Genomic DNA, 18,636 nt, shown 5'->3' with positions numbered 1-18,636 from the left:
TAACTAATGAGTTTGAAGTTATTTGTTTTTCTCAGAAGCAATTTTGACAAAAGCAAGTAAACATAAGGCTTTACTAGCGCATGTCCTTGCTGTGGTGTTCACCGAGGGTATGCGCTTTTTTGTTTTTAAAAAAGGGGAAGAAATAAATGACTAATCACATTGCTTTATATGAACCATTAATGCCAGCCAATACAGGTAATATTGCAAGAACCTGTGCTGGTACTAACACTAAACTACATTTGATCCGTCCACTAGGTTTTAGTACGGATGATGCACATATGAAACGTGCTGGTTTAGATTATTGGGATAAAGTCGATATCACTTATCATGATAATTTAAACGACTTTTTGGAATCTATTCCTGATGATAAGTATCTATATTTAATTACGAAATTCTCAGATAAAGTTTACAGTGATCAAGATTTTTCTGATACATCAAAAGACCACTACTTCTTGTTTGGTAAAGAAACAACTGGTCTTCCAGAAGATTTCATGCGTCGTAATCCTGAAAAATGCTTAAGAATTCCAATGAGTGATAATATCAGAGCGCTAAATCTTTCTAACAGTGCCGCTTTAGTAATTTATGAAGCAGTTCGTCAACAGAATTTTGCCGGCTTGGAATTAAGCCACCATTATGAAAATGATAAATTAGACTAAGAGGACAAAGTTGATGAAAAAACAATTGCTTTACGCGACATTGTTTGCATCTAGCTGCCTTTTGTCGACCACAGTAGTTAAGGCCGATGAGGATACTACTGATCAACAACAAACAGTCACAACACAAACACAGACAGAAACAACAAATAATGTTTCCAATAACGATAAAAATTCAAACTGGGTTTTTATTCCAGATGCTTCTAAGCAAAGTACTACTCAGCAAAATAATATGTCTAGTCAGACTGAGGGTAGTGTCGCTACTGCAGCGACTGATAATTCAAACGTTAATCAAACGACTACGCAAAACAATCAATCTACACAGGCTGTTCAAGAGTCGCAACCAACTTTTCATGACGAGGCAGTTAATGGTGTTTTCACCATTGGTAGTAACATTGCAAACCTTCATGATAATAACGACAAATCAATTACAAATCGTTATTTAGGACCAAATACAGCTTGGCGTGCCGATTATCGTCGTACCTTTGAGGATAAGGTTTATTATCGAGTTGCTACAACTGAGTATGTAGACTCAGCACTGGGAACTTATCGGGATTATGCACAGCCATATAACGGTGTTGTAACGGTTGCTTATAAAGATGGTGCCAGTGTTCATAATTTTCAAGGCTTCGGTGATAAGGCAGTTTATCTAGGAAATAATTTACCAACTGGTAGTAGTTGGAAAGTTAACAGCCGTGCACAATTTGGAGGCAAAGATTGGTATCAAATTGGTAATAATACGTGGGTACCACAAGATTATGTTGTCCTCAGTCAAGGCCAATACCAAGATGCCAAATGGATTTCTGGTGTACCTTTGATTGCACAAAGACCAGAATTGCCAAACGGTTGTGAAATCACTGCTGTGACAATGATGTTGCAATACGCTGGAGCCAAGGTCAATAAGATGCAAATGGCAAAAGAGATGCCCCGTAGTAGCGACCCTAACTACGGTTATATCGGTCAGCCTTGGGATGGAACTGGAATAACAATTTTTCCACCAGCTTTAATGAACTTAGTTGAGAAATATACAGGCACTGCTAAAGATTTAACTGGTCAAGGATTCAATGCTATCAAGTATCAAATCAATATCGGTCATCCAGTTGTAACTTGGAATACCTTATATGGATTCCCATATCATGCGTTAGTTGTGACAGGATATGACAAAAATTACGTCTATTACAATGATTGTTGGACTGATCAGACTCTCCAAATGGGGATTAATCAGTTTATCAACAATTGGAATACACAAAAAAGACGTGCAATAAGTTATTAAATAGGTTTCAATTCGAGTATGACTAATGTCGACTATGGCAGTTTTATACTATAGGGAGGAACTAATATGAAAATAAATAAAGGTGAAGTTAACGTACAATCTTTTCACTATGATGTAGAGGCACCTAGTGCAGATGTAAAAACAGAATTGAATATTAATATTGAACATCCAGAATTTAAAGATGAGAATGGTGAACCTTTAAATGAGGATGAAGGCAAGATCTTACAAGTCGTTGTACCATTTGAAATTCATCCACAAGGTGCACCGTTCAAAGTGTCAGGCTTGATTGGACAAGTTGTTCAACCAATCGGTTTCCACGGTGAAATTCAAGATTTAGAAGCTAAAGATGTTCAACAGTTGTCACGACCAGTTGTTGAGTATATTGAAACTTTAACTTATCAAGTGACAAGCGTTGCGTTGAATCGTGGTTTTTCTTTGAATTTTAATAAAGATATTGAGATTGAACCTAACCAAGCACTAAAGGATTTGAAAAATAAAGAATCTGATAAATAAAAAACAGTCCATATGGGCTGTTTTTTTTAAGTATCAAAAAAGGTATAATTTTAGTTGATTATTTAAGAAATGTGTGAGGTATTTATGGCAAGAAAAAAGGCAACTACAAAGCCTAGAAAGAGAAAAACAACTACAGATAATTCGCGATTGATTAGATCGTTGATCAGTTTGATTTGGATAATATTGTCAATTTTAGGTTTATTTAAATTTGGAATTGTTGGTAAAACGTTTGATAACCTTTATCGAATGTTAGTAGGAGACAGCTATCCAGTCTTATTGATCATTAGTATTTTTGTGGCGACATTTGTTATCGCAACGGGTAGAATACCGATGATGACACCTAAGCGAAACTTTGGATTATTGTTTGTATATTTAGGATCGTTGATTATTTTGCATGGTATATTTTTCTCCAATATGTCGTTATACCATAATTATAATTTAGTAACATGGAACACTTTGGCAGCTGATATGACTCAAGTTTCAGTTGATAATTCAGTCGGTGGCGGTATGATTGGTTCATATTTATACAGTTTCTTTATGCCTATGTTTTCTACCGTTGGGACTTATTTTGTAACGGCTTTAATTATTTTTATTGGAATATTAATGCTATTTAATGTAACGATGAAACAAGTATCGATCGTAACAACTAACGTTTTGGTTTACTTTAAGCACTTAGTCATTAAAATGAAAGATTCTGCCACTGGTAAGTACGGGGACTATGTTGATCAAAGAGCAGTAGAAAAGAAAAAAGCATCACAGGCTATTAAACCAGAACCTGTAGTAGAACGAGATGATAGTAAGTTTAAGGATGTTAATAGTTTTGCTAAAAAGGAACCAGAAACAACAAGTGATGATTCTGATTTCCACATTGATTTACCTAAGACGCCAGAATTACAACCTGATTTAGCTAATACTAGTTCAGAAAGTACGGCTGAGGTTGTTTCTAAGCCATATGGAATTGATGGAACTAAGGATAAGGATTTACCTGAACCAGTGAGTTCCAAGTCAACTGAGACTGATGACAGTGATTATAAATTACCTGGTCCCGATTTACTTAAGCAAATTCCTCAGACTGATCAGAGTGCTGAAGTAAAATTAATTGATGACAACAAGGATAAGTTAAAACAGACCTTTAAGAGTTTCGGTGTTGATGTTGAAGTTAAGAAAGCTAGTTTAGGACCAACTATTACCAAGTACGAAGTTCAACCGGCTGTCGGCGTCAAGGTAAGTAAGATCGTTAATTTAGCGGATGATCTTGCTTTGGCACTTGCCGCAAAGGATATTCGTATTGAAGCGCCGATTCCTGGTAAATCCTTTGTTGGTATTGAAGTACCTAATCAGACAATTTCGACCGTTTCATTCCGTGATATAACAGAGAACCAAAAGGATAAGACACATCCATTGGTCGTTCCGCTGGGAAAAGAAGTTTCAGGTAACATTATTGAAGCTAATATTACCAAGATGCCGCATTTATTGATTGCAGGTTCAACCGGTAGTGGTAAGTCTGTAGCTATCAATACAATTATCACTGGTATTCTGATGAAAGCTAAACCTAGTGAAGTTAAGTTGATTCTGATTGATCCAAAGATGGTTGAATTGAATGTTTATAACGGAATTCCTCATCTTTTGATTCCGGTTGTTACTGATGCGAGAAGAGCGGCTGGTGCGTTACAAAAGGCTGTTCAAGAAATGGAACGCCGTTATAAATTGTTTGCAGAAACCAGTCACCGTAATATTGGTGAATATAATGCTGATGTTGACAAGTTCAATAAAACGGCAGCAGACGAGGATAAGATGGAACGCCTTCCTTATATCGTCGTTATAGTTGATGAGCTATCAGATTTGATGATGGTTGCCGGACACGAAGTTGAAGCAGCTATTGTACGTTTAGCTCAGATGGCTCGTGCAGCTGGTTTACATATTATTATCGCGACGCAACGTCCATCAGTTGATGTTATTACTGGTTTGATTAAGGCTAATATTCCTTCACGTATGGCTTTTGCTGTTTCTAGTGGGGTCGATTCGAGAACTATCCTGGATTCTGTGGGTGCTGAGAAGCTCTTAGGACGTGGAGATATGTTATTCCAGCCAATTGGTAAGAGTAAACCAATTCGTCTACAAGGAGCTTATATCTCTGAATCAGAGGTAGAAAATGTAGTTAATTTCGTAAGTAGCCAACAATCAGCAGATTACGATGAAGATATGATACCCACTGACGTTGATGATGGTTCTGCAAGTGACGATAAACCAAATGATGAATATTGGGACGATGCTGTCGACTTGATAGTTAAACAACAATCTGCCAGCGTTTCAATGCTTCAAAGACGATTCCAAATTGGTTATAATCGTGCAGCCAGAATGGTTGATGAGATGGAAAATAAAGGTATAGTTGGACCATCAGAGGGTAGTAAACCAAGAAAAGTTTTAATTACTGAAGAACAGTTAGAAACAATTAGGAAAAATCAGGTGAAAAATTGAAAAAAAAATTAGCAAAGAATATTTTTTTGAATATTAATCCAATAAAGAAATTTCGAACTATTAAGATTCAAGTAGACTTTTTACGTCCATTAAATAAAGATGAGACAACCAGTCGACGCTTATTGGCCAATGTTTTGTCTAATTCGACGAAGGATTATCCCAGTTTTCAAGCGATAAATGACCGTGAAATGGATCTCTACGGGTCGGAGATAAACGTCTATACACGTAATTTGCTTAATTTTAACGATTTGGCTTTTAGTGTGGAGTTCGCTGATCCTAACTTCTTGATTGATGGACAGACACAAATCAAAGACAATTTAGATTTATTAGGAGAAATTATTTTTAAACCCAATTTGAATGGTGGAGTTTTTGATGATGAGGCCTATTCAACTGAGAAACGTAATTTGATGTCTAATTTGTCATCAATTCAAGATAATCAAGATTTAGTCAGTTCACTCGGATTGATTAAATTGATCTATCGTGATGATCCTAATCGTCAGGTGCCAATTTTTGGGAGTATTGATCAACTAGAAAAACTTCAAAATGATGAACTTTTGAAGACTTATCAAGACGTTATTGATAATGATCTAGTAATTATCAATGTAGTGGGAAATATTGACGAGACGGAATTTCTGGAATATTTGAATGAAAGTATTTTTGCTGAAAAGTTGAAGAGTGATCGCAATGATTTGACTATCTCTTTTAGTAATTTTGATGATTTAATTAAACATCCAGCTAATCAGATCGAACATAAAAATTTGAATCAGAGTCGTATCGGTTTGGCTTATGCGACTGAAGGTGTAACTAAAGATTTCAATCGTATGGCGCCGCAAGTTATGAACTTGATTTTGGGTGGCGATGATCAGTCACAATTATTTTTACAAGTACGTGAAAAGAACAGTTTAGCTTATTCAGTTTCTAGTACTTATCAACCAATCAGTCACTTAGTAACAATCCAAGCAGGATTGGATGCTGACTCAATTGAAGAGGCACTGTCATTAATCAATGATCAAATTGCTTATATCAAAGACGGAAAAGTTACTGATGATCAGATAAAACATGCTCAGAAGGTAATGCTCACACGTCGAAAAATATCTACCGATTCAATTCAGTATTATATTATGCGCAGTATTTGGGAAACGATTTATCCAAAGACTTTGTTGAGCAATCAACAATTTGAAGATGAATTGAACAATTTAGATAAAAAGCATGTAGCAAGCGTTGCCGCACACATGCATGCTATCGCGCAGTATCAATTGATTGGAGATTATAAATGACACAGAGATTACAAAAATATAGTAAAAAATTGGCAAACGGTTTTGAAATTGAAGTTGTGCCATTGCCTGGTTTTAACCAAGTTTATAGTGTTGTTATGGCTAACTTTGGCTCAGTCGATACTAAACAAGGCGTAAAGACTCTACCAGCAGGGATCGCACATTTTATTGAACATAAGTTATTTGCTAAACCCGGATACGATATATCAGAGAAATTTGCTAAATATGGCGCTAATTCAAATGCTTATACGAGTTACACGAAAACAGCTTATTTATTTCAAACCTTAGAAAATCCATATGATAATTTAAAAATATTATTGGATTTAGTACAGAATCCTCATTTCACTGAAGAAAATGTCGCTTCAGAACGAGGAATTATTAATCAAGAGATACAAATGTATTTGGATATGCCCGAATTTGTTCTAGAACAAAGAATCTTGGAGCAACTCTATCCAAATGACCCCATTGCTGAAGATATTGCTGGAACAAGCGATAATTTACAACAAATTAATCAAAAGAATTTATTACAAGCGTATCAAGACAATTATCGTCCAAGTAATATGGATTTGGTTATTGTTGGTGATGTGGATCCTGAAAAAATTGAAAATATTGTAGAGAAATCTGATTTTCAAACTTTAGGTCAACCACAAGAAAAAACTTTTAATAAATTGATGCCTATTGGTTTAGGTGGTCAAGAAGAAATGGATATCAGTCAAGGTAGATCCGCCTATGGTATTAGAATTGATACTGATATGACGGGCTATGAGTTAGTTAAGAAACAATTTGAGATGAACATGGTAATGGAGACTCTAATTGGTGAATCATCCAGTAATTATCAAGAAATGAACCGTTTAGGAATAATTGATGATAGTTTTTCTTATAATGTGGTTGCAGAAAACAACTATTGTTTTATCATTATTAGTGGGTCAACTAATAATCCCGAACAATTTCAGGATTATCTTCAAAAACACTTGTCATACGAAGGGCTGAAAAAAGTCTTAACAGATGTTAAATTTGAACGTATCAAGCGTGATGCAATTGGTGCATATTTGTTTGCGCAGAATTCGCCGGAGGCAATCGCCAATCAAATGGCTGAATTGTATTTTTATGATGTAGATTATCTCGAATTAATTCATATGATCAATTCAATTCATCGTGATGACTTATTAGCAGTTTCAAAACAGTTTTTAGAAGACAAGAATTGCACCTACTATAATCTATTACCAAATAGGAAGTAAGCTATGTATGCATTGATCATGGGTAGTTCAGGGGATATTGGAGCAAGTAGTGCTAAAAATCTAGCCGCTAAGGGTTGGTCACTATACTTGCATTACAATAAAAACGCTGAACGTATTGAGAAATTACGAGCACAACTCGTTGAAAAGTATCCAAAACAGGATTTCATACCAATCAAATTCGATATGGAACACGATCAAGTTGAGGATTTGACGAAGCAAATCTTTGGATTGGATGCAGTCGTTTTTGCACAGGGAAATACGTACTATAAATTATTAGTTGATATTTCGGAATCAGAAATTGATTCATTGTGGAACATTCATGTTAAATTACCAATTTTAATTTTGAAACAACTGCAAGATAAGTTGGCCAAGACCCATCATGGGAGAATTGTCTTTATTGGTTCAATTTATGGCAAAGTTGGTTCAGCTATGGAAGTCGTTTACAGTACTGTTAAAGGTGCCATGTCCTCTTTTGCGGATGCGTACGCCAAAGAGGTTGCTTCGTTAGGAATTTCAGTAAACGTTGTGGCTCCCGGAGCTGTGAATACGAAGATGAATACACAAGAGTTTTCAAGTGAAGATTTGGAAAATGTTAAAGAAGAAATTCCGGCTGATAGGCTGGCAAACCCTGATGAGATAGCTGATTTAGTCAGTTATCTTGTCAATATCAAGTCGAATTATCTAACTGGACAGACGATTTATTTTGCGGGTGGTTGGTTGTTATAAGCTCGTTAGTAGTTAGATAATAATTTATGTTATACTTAGAAAAATTAGTTAATCGGTGGTAAAAAATGGATGAAATTGGCCAAAAATTAAGAAATGCACGTATCAAAAAAGGCTACACAATTGATGATTTACAACAAATCACAAAAATTCAAAAACGTTATTTAATTGCTATTGAAGAAGGTCAATTCGATCATCTTCCCGGTGATTTTTACGTTAGAGCTTTTATAAAACAATATTCTGATGCTGTTGGGATCTCTAGTGATGATTTGCTAGAGGAATATAAAGCTGATATTCCTAATTCTCAACCGTCACAAGAGGTAACACCGCAAGAAACAAAAACACGTTCTATCAAAGAAGAATCAAATTCATTCTTTTCTAATTTAGGAAACTATATTCCTCAAATTATTGTAGGTATCGTCGTTATTGTTATCATCGCGGTAATTGCTTTTGGAATGGTACATCGTAATCAAAATGCATCAAGTGTAACAATTCCAAAGGACAATACTACTCAAACGACTAAGAAGACGGCTAAGAAATCAACCAAAACAACTAAGAAGGCTACTGCTAAAAAGAAAACAGCAACTAAGACGGTTAGTGTTAAGTCATCAGGTGATAACACATATACTGTTACAAACATGCCTTCAGCTGGTTTAAAAGTCGTTGTAACTGGTAAAGGTGGTCAAGCCTGGATTCAATTTACTGAGGGTTCAAACACAACTTGGCAACAAGCATTGAGCGACGGTGAAAAGAAAGAAACAACAGTGCCTGCTGATACAACTAGTTTCAAGATTCAAACTGGTAATATCAACAATACAGAAATTACTATTGATGGTAACAAGCTTGATTTAGGAACTACTGACAGTGAGAGTTCAATTGTCAAAACACTTACATTTAATGTTGAAAAATAAAGTAATGGTGTCTAATCTAATAAGAGTGGACACCATTATTTTGTAAAAAAGAGTTATTATTGGAGGATATTTTAATGGTATGGAATTTGCCTAACAAATTAACTATGATTCGAATTATTTTAATTCCGGTATTTATTATTCTATTGGCTTTTGGTTGGTCAGATTTGGGAGATCTTTACGTTCTAGACAATTTGATTCCGATGAATCGCGTTTTAGCAACAGTGGTTTTCATCGTAGCCTCATTGACAGACTTAGCTGATGGTAAAATTGCTCGTAAGCATCATTTAGTAACTAATTTTGGTAAATTTGCGGATACTTTGGCAGATAAAATGTTAGTTATGACTGCTTTTATTTTCTTAGTAAGTTTTAATATGGCACCGGCATGGGTTGTCGCAATTATTGTTTGTCGTGAATTAGCTGTTACAGGTCTTAGAACAATCGTTCTTGAACAAGGTGGTAAAGTCATGGCTGCTCAAATGCCTGGTAAGATTAAAACCACTACACAAATGATTGCTATTATTTTCTTATTAATGAACAATATTTTCTTCTCAGCAATCAATATTCCTATCGGACAAATTTTCTTATATATTTGTTTAATTTTTACTATTTATTCCGGTGCTGATTATTTCTATCAAGCAAGAGATATTTTTAAAAGTTAATACGTAATTTGAAAGAGAGAGCAATGAATAAATCAATCGAAATTTTAAAAGAAGTTGAACAGACTAATTTTGAAAAAGGATTGCCACAAAAATGGTCTGATTTTTCTACGGAAACAGTTGAAAAACTTAAACAAAATGGATTAAAAGTAACAGCTGCTGAAAGTTTAACAGCCGGATTGTTTCAAGCGACAATTGCCTCAGTTCCTGGAGCTTCGAATGTTTTTGATGGTGGTTTTGTTACTTATGCTGATGAAGTTAAGGTCCAACTGTTAGGGATGGATCCCAAATTGATTGAACAATATACGGTAGTCAGTAATCCTGTAGCTAAAGCTATGGCTGAATTGTCGGCTAAAAAGTTAAATGCTGATATTGGCCTTGGTTTTACAGGGGTAGCTGGACCGGATCCTTTAGAAGGAAATCCTGTGGGGACTGTTTTTATAGGAGCATGCAATCGTCAAAATCATCAAGAAGTTATTAAAAAATTTCATTTTGAAGGTACAAGGCAAGCAATTCGTTTGAAGTCAGTTTTGTGTGGATTTGCTCTCATTCAAGAAATAATATAACGAACAAACATTTGTTCGCTTTTTTCTTGCTTTTTTCGTCGATTACTAATAATATACTTAATGATGAATGCATTAGGAGGAAAGCAATTTGGCTAAAGATGAACGACAAAAGGCTTTAGATGTAGCCTTAAAGAAGATTGAAAAGGACTTTGGTAAAGGTGCCATTATGAGAATGGGTGATGACCTTAACACTCAAATCTCGACTGTTTCCACTGGTTCTTTGGCTCTTGACAATGCTTTAGGTGTTGGTGGATTTCCAAGAGGAAGAATCGTTGAAATTTATGGACCTGAAAGTTCTGGTAAAACAACTGTAGCTTTACACGCCGTTGCTGAAGTACAAAAGCAAGGCGGAACAGCCGCTTATATTGATGCTGAAAATGCCATGGATCCAGAATATGCTAAGGCTTTAGGCGTTAATATTGATGATTTATTGCTATCCCAACCTGATACTGGTGAACAAGGACTAGAAATTGCTGATGCATTGGTAAGTAGTGGGGCAGTCGACATTGTTGTTGTCGATTCTGTTGCCGCTTTAGTACCACGTGCTGAAATTGAAGGTGAGATGGGTGATTCTCACGTTGGTTTGCAAGCAAGATTGATGTCACAAGCATTACGTAAGCTTTCTGGTTCTATCAACAAAACTAAAACAATTGCACTTTTCATTAATCAAATTCGTGAAAAAGTTGGTATTATGTTCGGTAACCCTGAAACAACACCTGGTGGCCGTGCTTTGAAGTTCTATGCAACAATTAGACTAGAAGTTCGTCGTGCAGAACAAATCAAAGACGGTACAGATGTAATTGGTAACCGTACAAAAATCAAAGTTGTTAAGAACAAAGTTGCGCCACCATTTAAGGTTGCTTTAGTTGATATCATGTATGGTAAGGGGATTTCTCAAACCGGTGAATTGGTCGACATGGCGGTTGATAAAGATATCATCGACAAGAGTGGATCATGGTACTCATATGGCGATGAAAGGATTGGTCAAGGTCGTGAGAATGCTAAGACCTACTTGGCTGAGAACCCTGAAAAAATGGACGAGATTAAACAAAAAGTTCGTACAGCATATGGTATGGATGGAGTTGCTAAAGATGAAGCTGAATCAGAAGATGATAAGGATGATTCCAAGGCAAAAAAAGATACTAAAGATTCTTCAAAAAAGAACGAAAGTATCGATTTAATTCCTGATTCAAATAAAAAAGAGACTGAATAAGTCTCTTTTTTTCTTTTTATTTGGTTGACAGGCCATATTTATTCTATAATATTAAGTTGTATGTAAATAATTTGTAACAATACATTTTACAAACAAATCTTTTAAAAAAAGCAAATATGGAGGTGATAGCATGTATCCAGCTATCATAACCTTCTCTTTCGCTCTAGTAACATTGATCGTAGGTATACTCTTCGGATATGCTCTCTGTAAGGATGCTTACGAAAAGAAACTTTCACAAGCTAAACAAACTGCTGAAGATATTGTTTCAGATGCAAAAAAAGCTGCTAAATCCTTGCAAAAGGAAAAGCTTCTTGAAGCTAAAGATGAGATTCATCAATATCGTGAGAAACAAGAAGATGAATTGAAGGAACGTCGTAAAGATGTTCAGAGACAAGAAAATCGTATTCTCGAACGACAAGACATTTTGGATAAAAAAGACCAATCGCTTGAAAAGCGTGAGGAAAATATCGAAAATAACGAGAACGATATTTCGGCACGACAACAGAAACTTAGTGAAAAAGATAAACAATTGACTGAAACTCTTAATGAACAGCAAGCGGAGCTGGTAAGAGTAAGTAACTTAACACGTGAACAAGCAAGAAAGATTATTCTTGGTAAGTTGAACAAGGAATTGGTACATGAACGTGCCAAAATGATTAAGGAAAGTAACGAACAGGCCAAACAACATGTTGAAAAAGATGCTAAGGCCTTGATTGTTGCTGCCATTCAAAGAAGTGCAGCTGATACAGTATCTGAATCAACTGTTACTACCGTTACATTGCCTAATGAGGACATGAAGGGAAGAATCATTGGACGTGAAGGTAGAAATATTCGTACAATTGAATCTCTAACTGGAGTCGATTTGATTATTGATGATACACCTGAAGCGGTTGCTTTAAGTGCTTATGATCCTGTCAGAAGAGAAATTGCAAGAATGGCTTTGGAAAAATTAATTGAAGATGGTAGAATTCATCCAGCTCGTATCGAAGAAATGGTCGATAAGGCTAGAAAAGAAATGGATGATCATATTCGTGAGATTGGTGAACAAACAATTTATAGTTTAGGCATCAGTTCCATTAATCCAGATTTGATTAAGATCATTGGACGTATGCAATATCGTACAAGTTACGGTCAAAATGTTTTGAGTCACTCAATCGAGGTAGCCAAGTTATCCGCTGTAATGGCTGCTGAAATGGGTGAAGATGTTATGTTAGCAAAACGAGCAGGTTTATTACACGATATCGGTAAATCCATCGACCGCGAAGTTGATGGATCACACGTAGAAATAGGTGTTGATATCGCAACTAAGTATAAAGAACCAGAAGTAGTTATTAATACAATTGCTTCACATCATGGGGATGTTGAACCAACATCATTTATTGCAACAATCGTTGCAACTGCTGATGCAATTTCTGCAGCACGTCCTGGTGCTAGATCAGAATCGATGGAGAATTATATTCATCGTCTCGAGAAACTTGAAGAAATTGCTAATAAGCATGATGGTGTTGATCATTGTTATGCAATTCAAGCAGGTCATGAAATCCGTGTTATGGTTAAACCAGAAGAGATTTCAGATGACCAAGCAGCAATTCTAGCTCGTGATATTAAGGGCGAGATTGAGCAAAATCTTGAATATCCCGGTCACATTAAAGTTACAGTGGTCCGTGAAGTTAGAAAAGTAGAATTAGCTAAATAAAATGGGGGTGTATCGTTTGATACGCTCTTTTTTAATTTGTTTTTTGTTTAGGCTATAGGTATTGTATAATTGTTTTATTAACGGAAAGTGAGTTTTTCAAAAATGTCGGGTATGTTTAGTGTAATAGTAAAATTATTTTTAACGATGATTCTGTCGGCTATAATAACTCCTTTCGTAGTGAAATTAGCCTATATTTTGGGTGCTGTTGATAAACCAAATGCACGGCGTGTGAATATAAAGCCAATGCCTACGATGGGTGGGCTAGCCATTTTTATCGCATTTAATTTTGCTACGTTTGCTTTGTTGCGAGAACAATTCCCAACCCATGAGTTATTCAGTGTTTTCTTAGCGGAATGTATTATTGTCTTAACAGGAATTATTGATGATATACGGGAATTATCACCTAAAGCTAAATTAGCGGGTATTTTTGCAGCTTCTCTAGTTATTTATTTCTTAGCTGGTATCAGAATGAATGAAGTAACTTTACCAATTATTGGTTCATTTGAACTTGGTTGGTGGAGTTTACCAATAACGATCATTTGGATCATTGCCATTACTAATGCCGTCAATTTAATTGATGGGTTAGATGGATTGGCGACTGGTGTTTCGATTATTGCCTTATTTACCATGGGAGTTATGGCTTACTTCTTCTTAAATCTAACCAATGTCTATGTGGCTATTTGGATTTTTGCTTTGGTATTTGCTCTAGTAGGTTTTCTACCGCATAATTTTCATCCAGCTAGCATCTTTTTGGGTGATACGGGATCACTTTTTATTGGCTTTATGATGGCAGTCTTCTCATTGAAGGGTTTAAAAAATGTGACTTTCATTACTTTATTAATGCCAGTTGTTATCATGGGTGTTCCAATTACTGATACAGTTTATGCAATTTTAAGAAGACTTTTGAACAAGAAGCCAATCATGCAGGCTGATAAACATCACTTGCACCATAGACTAATGCAACTAGGATTATCACATCGTCAAACTGTGTTGGTCATCTATGGATTATCTTTGGTCTTTGCCTTTATTTCCATGCTCTATCCATTATCGACTCTCTGGGGCAGTGTTTTGTTAACAATCGGAGTTCTGATTGGTTTGGAACTGTTTATTGAGTCAATAGGATTACTTGGTGATAATCGTCAACCATTACTACATGCAATTCAAAAATTTATTAAACGATTAGAAAAAAAAGATTAGCAGACGCCGTTATAGCGCCTGTTTTTTTTGTATCTAATAACGACTCTACAATTGCTAGATACCGATAGACTGGATTCAACAGTATGTAGGTAGTATAAATAGATGACACCCCTTTTAATGGAAATTGAGGAGATATGAAAAATGAAATTAAGTGAGCAATTGAAGAAGTATCGAAAAGCAGAAAATTTAACGCAAAAAGAATTAGCGCAGAAGTTGAATGTTTCTGATAAAACAATTTCGAGCTGGGAAACAGGAAGAACTTATCCTGATATTTCTTTATTGATTAATTTAAGTTCCATTTTGCAGATATCCTTGGATGAATTTTTAAAGGGAGATGTAACAACGGTGGAAAAAATTGATAAAGATTTGAAAATGAAAAATGTTTATAAATATTGGTTGATAGGGGTCGTAGCAATTTTTCTGGTTGTTGTTGGACTGGGAACCTTTCTTACAAACTACCAATATGAGAATCAGTGGGTAGATCGGTTTAATCCATTTATAAAGACTGAAATAGGATATGCTCCCTTACCTGAGAATAAAACTTTAAAAGCAGGCGCCCCATATAAAGATATTGTTGTGGTTGACGATGAATGGGGTAATTCAACCTTATTAGACTTTTATGGTGGCTTACATCCAAAGGACAAAGATTATGTGATGGTGCAACATAGAGGCTTGTACGTCTCTAGAATCAGTTTTATATCACGGGATGTAATTCCTAAGATCTATCGAAATTATATGTACAAGGATTATGATGAAATGGCTAAAAATGTCAAAGTTATGAAGAAGTATGGTGATGGAGGGATTCCAGGTTCTGATAAGCACTTTGGTTTAAGTAATGGGGACTATGAATAATAAAAACTCTCAATCAATTCGTTTTTTAGAATTGATTGAGAGTTTTTAATTTGCTTCAATGGGCACCTGTTTGTAAGTTTTTTCAGTTTCTTTTAACGTAATTTGATTTTGAAAGAGATCCTTAATATTTTGAACGGTTTGCTCAGCACTATCTAAGTCTAAGAAAATCTGACATTTAACGTCGGTTGAGAATTGTTTATCTTCTAAATTAATTTTTTCTTTCTGAGCGTAATTATCAAATTTATCGAACATATGATAAGGAATTGCCAATTCATATCCCTGTTGAATACGATTTTCGACTAAGCCGATTTCTTTAACCGCTTCAGCAGTTGTTGAAGAGTAAGCCCTGATTAGCCCACCAGCACCTAACTTAATCCCCCCAAAGTAACGAGTTACAACAACAGTCACATTTAAAAGATCTTGCTGTTGAAGGACATTTAAGATTGGAGGACCTGCTGTACCACTGGGTTCGCCATCGTCAGACATACGTTCAATTTTGACATTTTCCATAACGATGTAGGCCGTACAATTGTGGGTTGCTCCAGATTCCTGTTCTCTGATCTTTTGAATAAAGGCTTTAGCCTCATCTTCAGAGAAAGTTTGAGCAATGTGAGCAATAAAGCGTGATTTTTTAATATCTTTTTCGTGACTACCAGCTTCGGCAATCGTTTTATAATTTTGCAAAAAAATATTCTCCTTTACGTAATTTTAATTATGACTAATTTAGATGAGTATCTCGGTGGCAGAATTTTTAATGCCAAAGAATTAGATTTGAATTTACAACAAGAGTTAATTAACTTAGGAGCGTTGAAGACTAAGAGTATCTGTCAGGTCAAAGGTGAAAGACTCTGCCGTCGTTGCTTGATGAAATTGTCTTTAAAACCCAAGAAATATGATTATTGTCGTTATTGTATCAATCTAGGAAAAATCAATACAAGTGATGACTTACTAATTACTAGCTCAGACACTATATTTCCAGCTCAAGAAGTGTATTTAAATTGGAATGGTAAACTGACAGCCAACCAACAAAGAGGCGTCCACGAGCTTTTAAATGCCTTTGAGCATCATCAAGATCATTTGGTTTGGGCAGTAACGGGTGCTGGTAAAACTGAAATGATCTTTCCATTGATTGAACGAGCATTGATCAATCGACAACGAATTGCCATTTGTTCTCCGAGAGTCGATGTCTGTATTGAGCTTTTTCCGAGATTGCAAAAAGTATTTCCTACAACGACGATAGGACTCTTTCATGGTAAAAGTCTGGAAAGATATCACCTTACTCAAATTTCTGTCATGACAGTTCACCAATTGGTGAGATTCGAAAAGGCCTTTGACGTTTTGATTATTGATGAAGTCGATTCTTATCCTTTAGCCGGCAATCAAATGTTGCATCAGGCAATTAAAAAATCCCGAAAAGAAATTGGAATGACCGTTTATTTATCAGCAACGCCACCTAAAGAAATTTTGAAAAAAGTCGAACTAGGTCAAATAACACTTTCTAAATTATATCAAAGATTTCATGGTCATCCATTACCGGAACCGCACTGTCATTTGTTGTTTAAGGAGATTGATTTCCTTGGTATTAATCCAAGATTGCGTTTGAGATTTGAACAGGTTATGAACAATCAGCTACGTTTGATGATCTTTTTTCCATCAATACCAGTTATGGAAAGATTTGCTAAGAAATTGAAACAATATTATCCAAATTTATCGTTTGTAAGTGTCAGTTCTTTAGATAAACGACGATTAGAAAAGGTTCAACAATTCCGTGAAAAGCAGGTCCAGGTTATTTTAACGACCACAATTTTGGAACGAGGGGTGACCTTTAAAAGGGTGATGGTGTTAGTTTTAAATGCTGATGCTAAAGAATTTTCTAAAACATCCCTAATTCAAATTGCCGGTCGTGCGGGACGGGATAAAAAATATTTTGATGATGAAGTACATTTTTATTATCACTATTACAATCAACAGATTTACCAAGCTTGTAAGGAAATAAAATATTTAAATCGACAGGTAAAGAAATGAAATGTCTAAACTGTGGAGCCGAAATAACGAATAATTTAAAAATATCTGAAATACTTTTTTTAAAAGAAATTATACCGAATTATATTTGTGATTTATGTCGGAAACAATTGGTGCCTTTGGCAAATCGTAATAATTGTCCACGATGTTTTAAACCGAATAGTGAGGGAATCTGCTCAGATTGTCTCATTTGGGAACAAAAATATGGCAAAATCAATTGTCATCAGGCTTTGTTTGAGTATAATCAGTTCATACACAGCTATTTCAAGCTGTATAAACGATATGGAGATATCTTGTTATCAAAATTATTTTATCAAGATATAAAGAGTTGGTCTTTAAAACATAACTTTGATGTGGTTACATACGTTCCTGCAAGTCAGAGTCATTTTGAAAAGCGTGGTTTTGATCCTGTTTATGAATTGTACGCTGATATCTTTGATCTGAAGAAGCTTTTGTTTAAAATTGATGCCGACAAACCGCAAGCTCAAAAAAATCGTTTGGAAAGAATGCAGACACCCCAAACTTTTTCCGCTTTGCCAGAAATTAATAAAATACAAAAGGATCAAAAGATTTTGATATTAGACGATATTTACACGACAGGACGGACTTTGATGTATGCCCATGATATATTTTTAACCCATGGATTTAAAAATATTTACACGTTTTCATTATCAAGGTAGTGAAAACGTTGTCATATGGGCGTAAGAATATTATAATTGCATTAAAGAGATGTAAAGATGCTCTTTAATTTCCTACTCGTCGGAAGGAGAGATTATTATGTTAACTATTAATGTACGTGGTGAAAATATTGAGGTAACTTCATCAATTCGTGAATACGTTGAAAAAAGAATTTCTAAAATGGAAAAATACTTTAGCGATGACAGTAATCCCATTGCACATGTAAATTTGAAGACATATCCATCAAAGGGTACAAAGGTCGAGGTTACAATTCCTCTATCATATATCACATTGAGAGCTGAAGAAGTCAATGATGATTTGTACGCTGGAATCGATCTAGTAATTGATAAGCTTGAAAGACAAATCAAGAAGTTCAAGACACGTGTAAATCGTAAGAGCCGTGAAGGTGCTAGTTTAAAGGATATTCCTTTGGATGACGTAACACCTGAAGAAGCTGAAGAAGATAAATCAGAAATTGTTAGAACAAAGCGTCTTTCATTGAAGCCAATGGATGCACAAGAAGCTGTTCTACAAATGGAAATGCTTGGACATGAATTCTTCATTTTCGAAGATTCAGAAACAAATGGTGCAAGTATTGTTTACAAACGTAATGACGGCAGATATGGCCTAATTGAAACTAATGAATAAAATTATAATTTAATGAAATAACAAATTGGTCTGGAGCACGTGCTT

At 35.3% G+C, this 18,636-nt stretch carries 18 protein-coding genes; 17 read left to right on the top strand and 1 reads right to left on the bottom strand.

The genetic code is table 11. The features are described from left to right. Positions 1-146 precede the first annotated feature (146 nt). The 14 genes from trmL (at position 147) to U8526_RS07045 (ending at position 15,243) form a co-directional block, all read left to right on the top strand. A complete protein-coding gene (trmL, locus tag U8526_RS07110; protein ID WP_334341264.1) occupies positions 147-656 on the top strand; it encodes a tRNA (uridine(34)/cytosine(34)/5-carboxymethylaminomethyluridine(34)-2'-O)-methyltransferase TrmL in 510 nt (169 codons plus the stop codon). A gap of 13 nt (positions 657-669) precedes the next feature. After that, entirely contained in the window at positions 670-1,926 is a 1,257-nt protein-coding gene (locus tag U8526_RS07105) for a C39 family peptidase (RefSeq protein WP_334341263.1), read from the top strand. Between the two features lie 66 nt (positions 1,927-1,992). After that, on the top strand, positions 1,993-2,439 hold the full coding sequence (locus U8526_RS07100; RefSeq protein WP_334341262.1) for a DUF1149 family protein: 447 nt from the start codon (positions 1,993-1,995) through the stop codon (positions 2,437-2,439). Between the two features lie 84 nt (positions 2,440-2,523). Continuing rightward, positions 2,524-4,917: a DNA translocase FtsK gene (locus U8526_RS07095; protein ID WP_334341261.1), complete on the top strand. Its 2,394-nt coding sequence runs from the start codon at positions 2,524-2,526 to the stop codon at positions 4,915-4,917. Continuing rightward, entirely contained in the window at positions 4,914-6,194 is a 1,281-nt protein-coding gene (gene yfmF, locus U8526_RS07090) for an EF-P 5-aminopentanol modification-associated protein YfmF (protein ID WP_334341260.1), read from the top strand. Before U8526_RS07095 ends, yfmF begins: the two co-directional genes overlap by 4 nt. Beyond that, complete coding sequence (gene yfmH / locus U8526_RS07085; protein WP_334341259.1) at positions 6,191-7,429, top strand: EF-P 5-aminopentanol modification-associated protein YfmH; 1,239 nt, start codon at positions 6,191-6,193, stop codon at positions 7,427-7,429. Before yfmF ends, yfmH begins: the two co-directional genes overlap by 4 nt. 3 nt (positions 7,430-7,432) lie before the next feature. After that, positions 7,433-8,155 carry an elongation factor P 5-aminopentanone reductase gene (gene ymfI, locus U8526_RS07080; protein ID WP_334341258.1) on the top strand — a complete coding sequence of 241 codons (723 nt, stop codon included), beginning with the start codon at positions 7,433-7,435 and terminating at the stop codon, positions 8,153-8,155. A 65-nt stretch (positions 8,156-8,220) separates the two neighbouring features. Continuing rightward, the gene (locus U8526_RS07075) at positions 8,221-9,063 is read left to right on the top strand and encodes a helix-turn-helix domain-containing protein (protein ID WP_334341257.1); all 843 of its coding nucleotides are present in this window, start codon (positions 8,221-8,223) and stop codon (positions 9,061-9,063) included. 74 nt (positions 9,064-9,137) lie between these two features. Continuing rightward, positions 9,138-9,722: a CDP-diacylglycerol--glycerol-3-phosphate 3-phosphatidyltransferase gene (gene pgsA / locus U8526_RS07070; protein WP_334341256.1), complete on the top strand. Its 585-nt coding sequence runs from the start codon at positions 9,138-9,140 to the stop codon at positions 9,720-9,722. A 23-nt stretch (positions 9,723-9,745) separates the two neighbouring features. Next, positions 9,746-10,285 (top strand): CinA family protein, encoded by a 540-nt coding sequence (locus tag U8526_RS07065; RefSeq protein ID WP_334341255.1) that lies wholly within the window; start codon positions 9,746-9,748, stop codon positions 10,283-10,285. An 88-nt stretch (positions 10,286-10,373) separates the two neighbouring features. After that, positions 10,374-11,498: a recombinase RecA gene (gene recA / locus U8526_RS07060; protein WP_334341254.1), complete on the top strand. Its 1,125-nt coding sequence runs from the start codon at positions 10,374-10,376 to the stop codon at positions 11,496-11,498. 130 nt (positions 11,499-11,628) lie between these two features. Further along, positions 11,629-13,194: a ribonuclease Y gene (rny, locus tag U8526_RS07055; protein WP_334341253.1), complete on the top strand. Its 1,566-nt coding sequence runs from the start codon at positions 11,629-11,631 to the stop codon at positions 13,192-13,194. A gap of 111 nt (positions 13,195-13,305) precedes the next feature. Beyond that, positions 13,306-14,391, top strand: a complete 1,086-nt coding sequence (locus U8526_RS07050) for a glycosyltransferase family 4 protein (RefSeq protein ID WP_054643132.1) — start codon at positions 13,306-13,308, stop codon at positions 14,389-14,391. Positions 14,392-14,532: 141 nt separating this feature from the next. Then, the gene (locus tag U8526_RS07045) at positions 14,533-15,243 is read left to right on the top strand and encodes a YxeA family protein (RefSeq protein WP_334341252.1); all 711 of its coding nucleotides are present in this window, start codon (positions 14,533-14,535) and stop codon (positions 15,241-15,243) included. Between the two features lie 45 nt (positions 15,244-15,288). Here U8526_RS07045 and U8526_RS07040 read toward each other — a convergent pair whose 3' ends face one another. Beyond that, complete coding sequence (locus tag U8526_RS07040) at positions 15,289-15,927, bottom strand: YigZ family protein (protein ID WP_334341251.1); 639 nt, start codon at positions 15,925-15,927, stop codon at positions 15,289-15,291. Between the two features lie 30 nt (positions 15,928-15,957). Here U8526_RS07040 and U8526_RS07035 point away from each other — a divergent pair, with 30 nt between their 5' ends. The 3 genes from U8526_RS07035 (at position 15,958) to hpf (ending at position 18,591) form a co-directional block, all read left to right on the top strand. After that, positions 15,958-17,268, top strand: a complete 1,311-nt coding sequence (locus tag U8526_RS07035; protein WP_334341250.1) for a DEAD/DEAH box helicase family protein — start codon at positions 15,958-15,960, stop codon at positions 17,266-17,268. Positions 17,269-17,558: 290 nt separating this feature from the next. Further along, a complete protein-coding gene (locus U8526_RS07030) occupies positions 17,559-17,945 on the top strand; it encodes a ComF family protein (protein WP_334341249.1) in 387 nt (128 codons plus the stop codon). A gap of 97 nt (positions 17,946-18,042) precedes the next feature. Further along, positions 18,043-18,591: a ribosome hibernation-promoting factor, HPF/YfiA family gene (hpf, locus tag U8526_RS07025; protein ID WP_334341248.1), complete on the top strand. Its 549-nt coding sequence runs from the start codon at positions 18,043-18,045 to the stop codon at positions 18,589-18,591. Positions 18,592-18,636 lie beyond the last annotated feature (45 nt).

Source organism: Companilactobacillus sp. HBUAS56275 (assembly GCF_036913655.1).
Taxonomy (GTDB): Bacteria; Bacillota; Bacilli; order Lactobacillales; family Lactobacillaceae; genus Companilactobacillus; species Companilactobacillus pullicola.
This window is presented reverse-complemented; position numbering and strand designations above follow the sequence as displayed.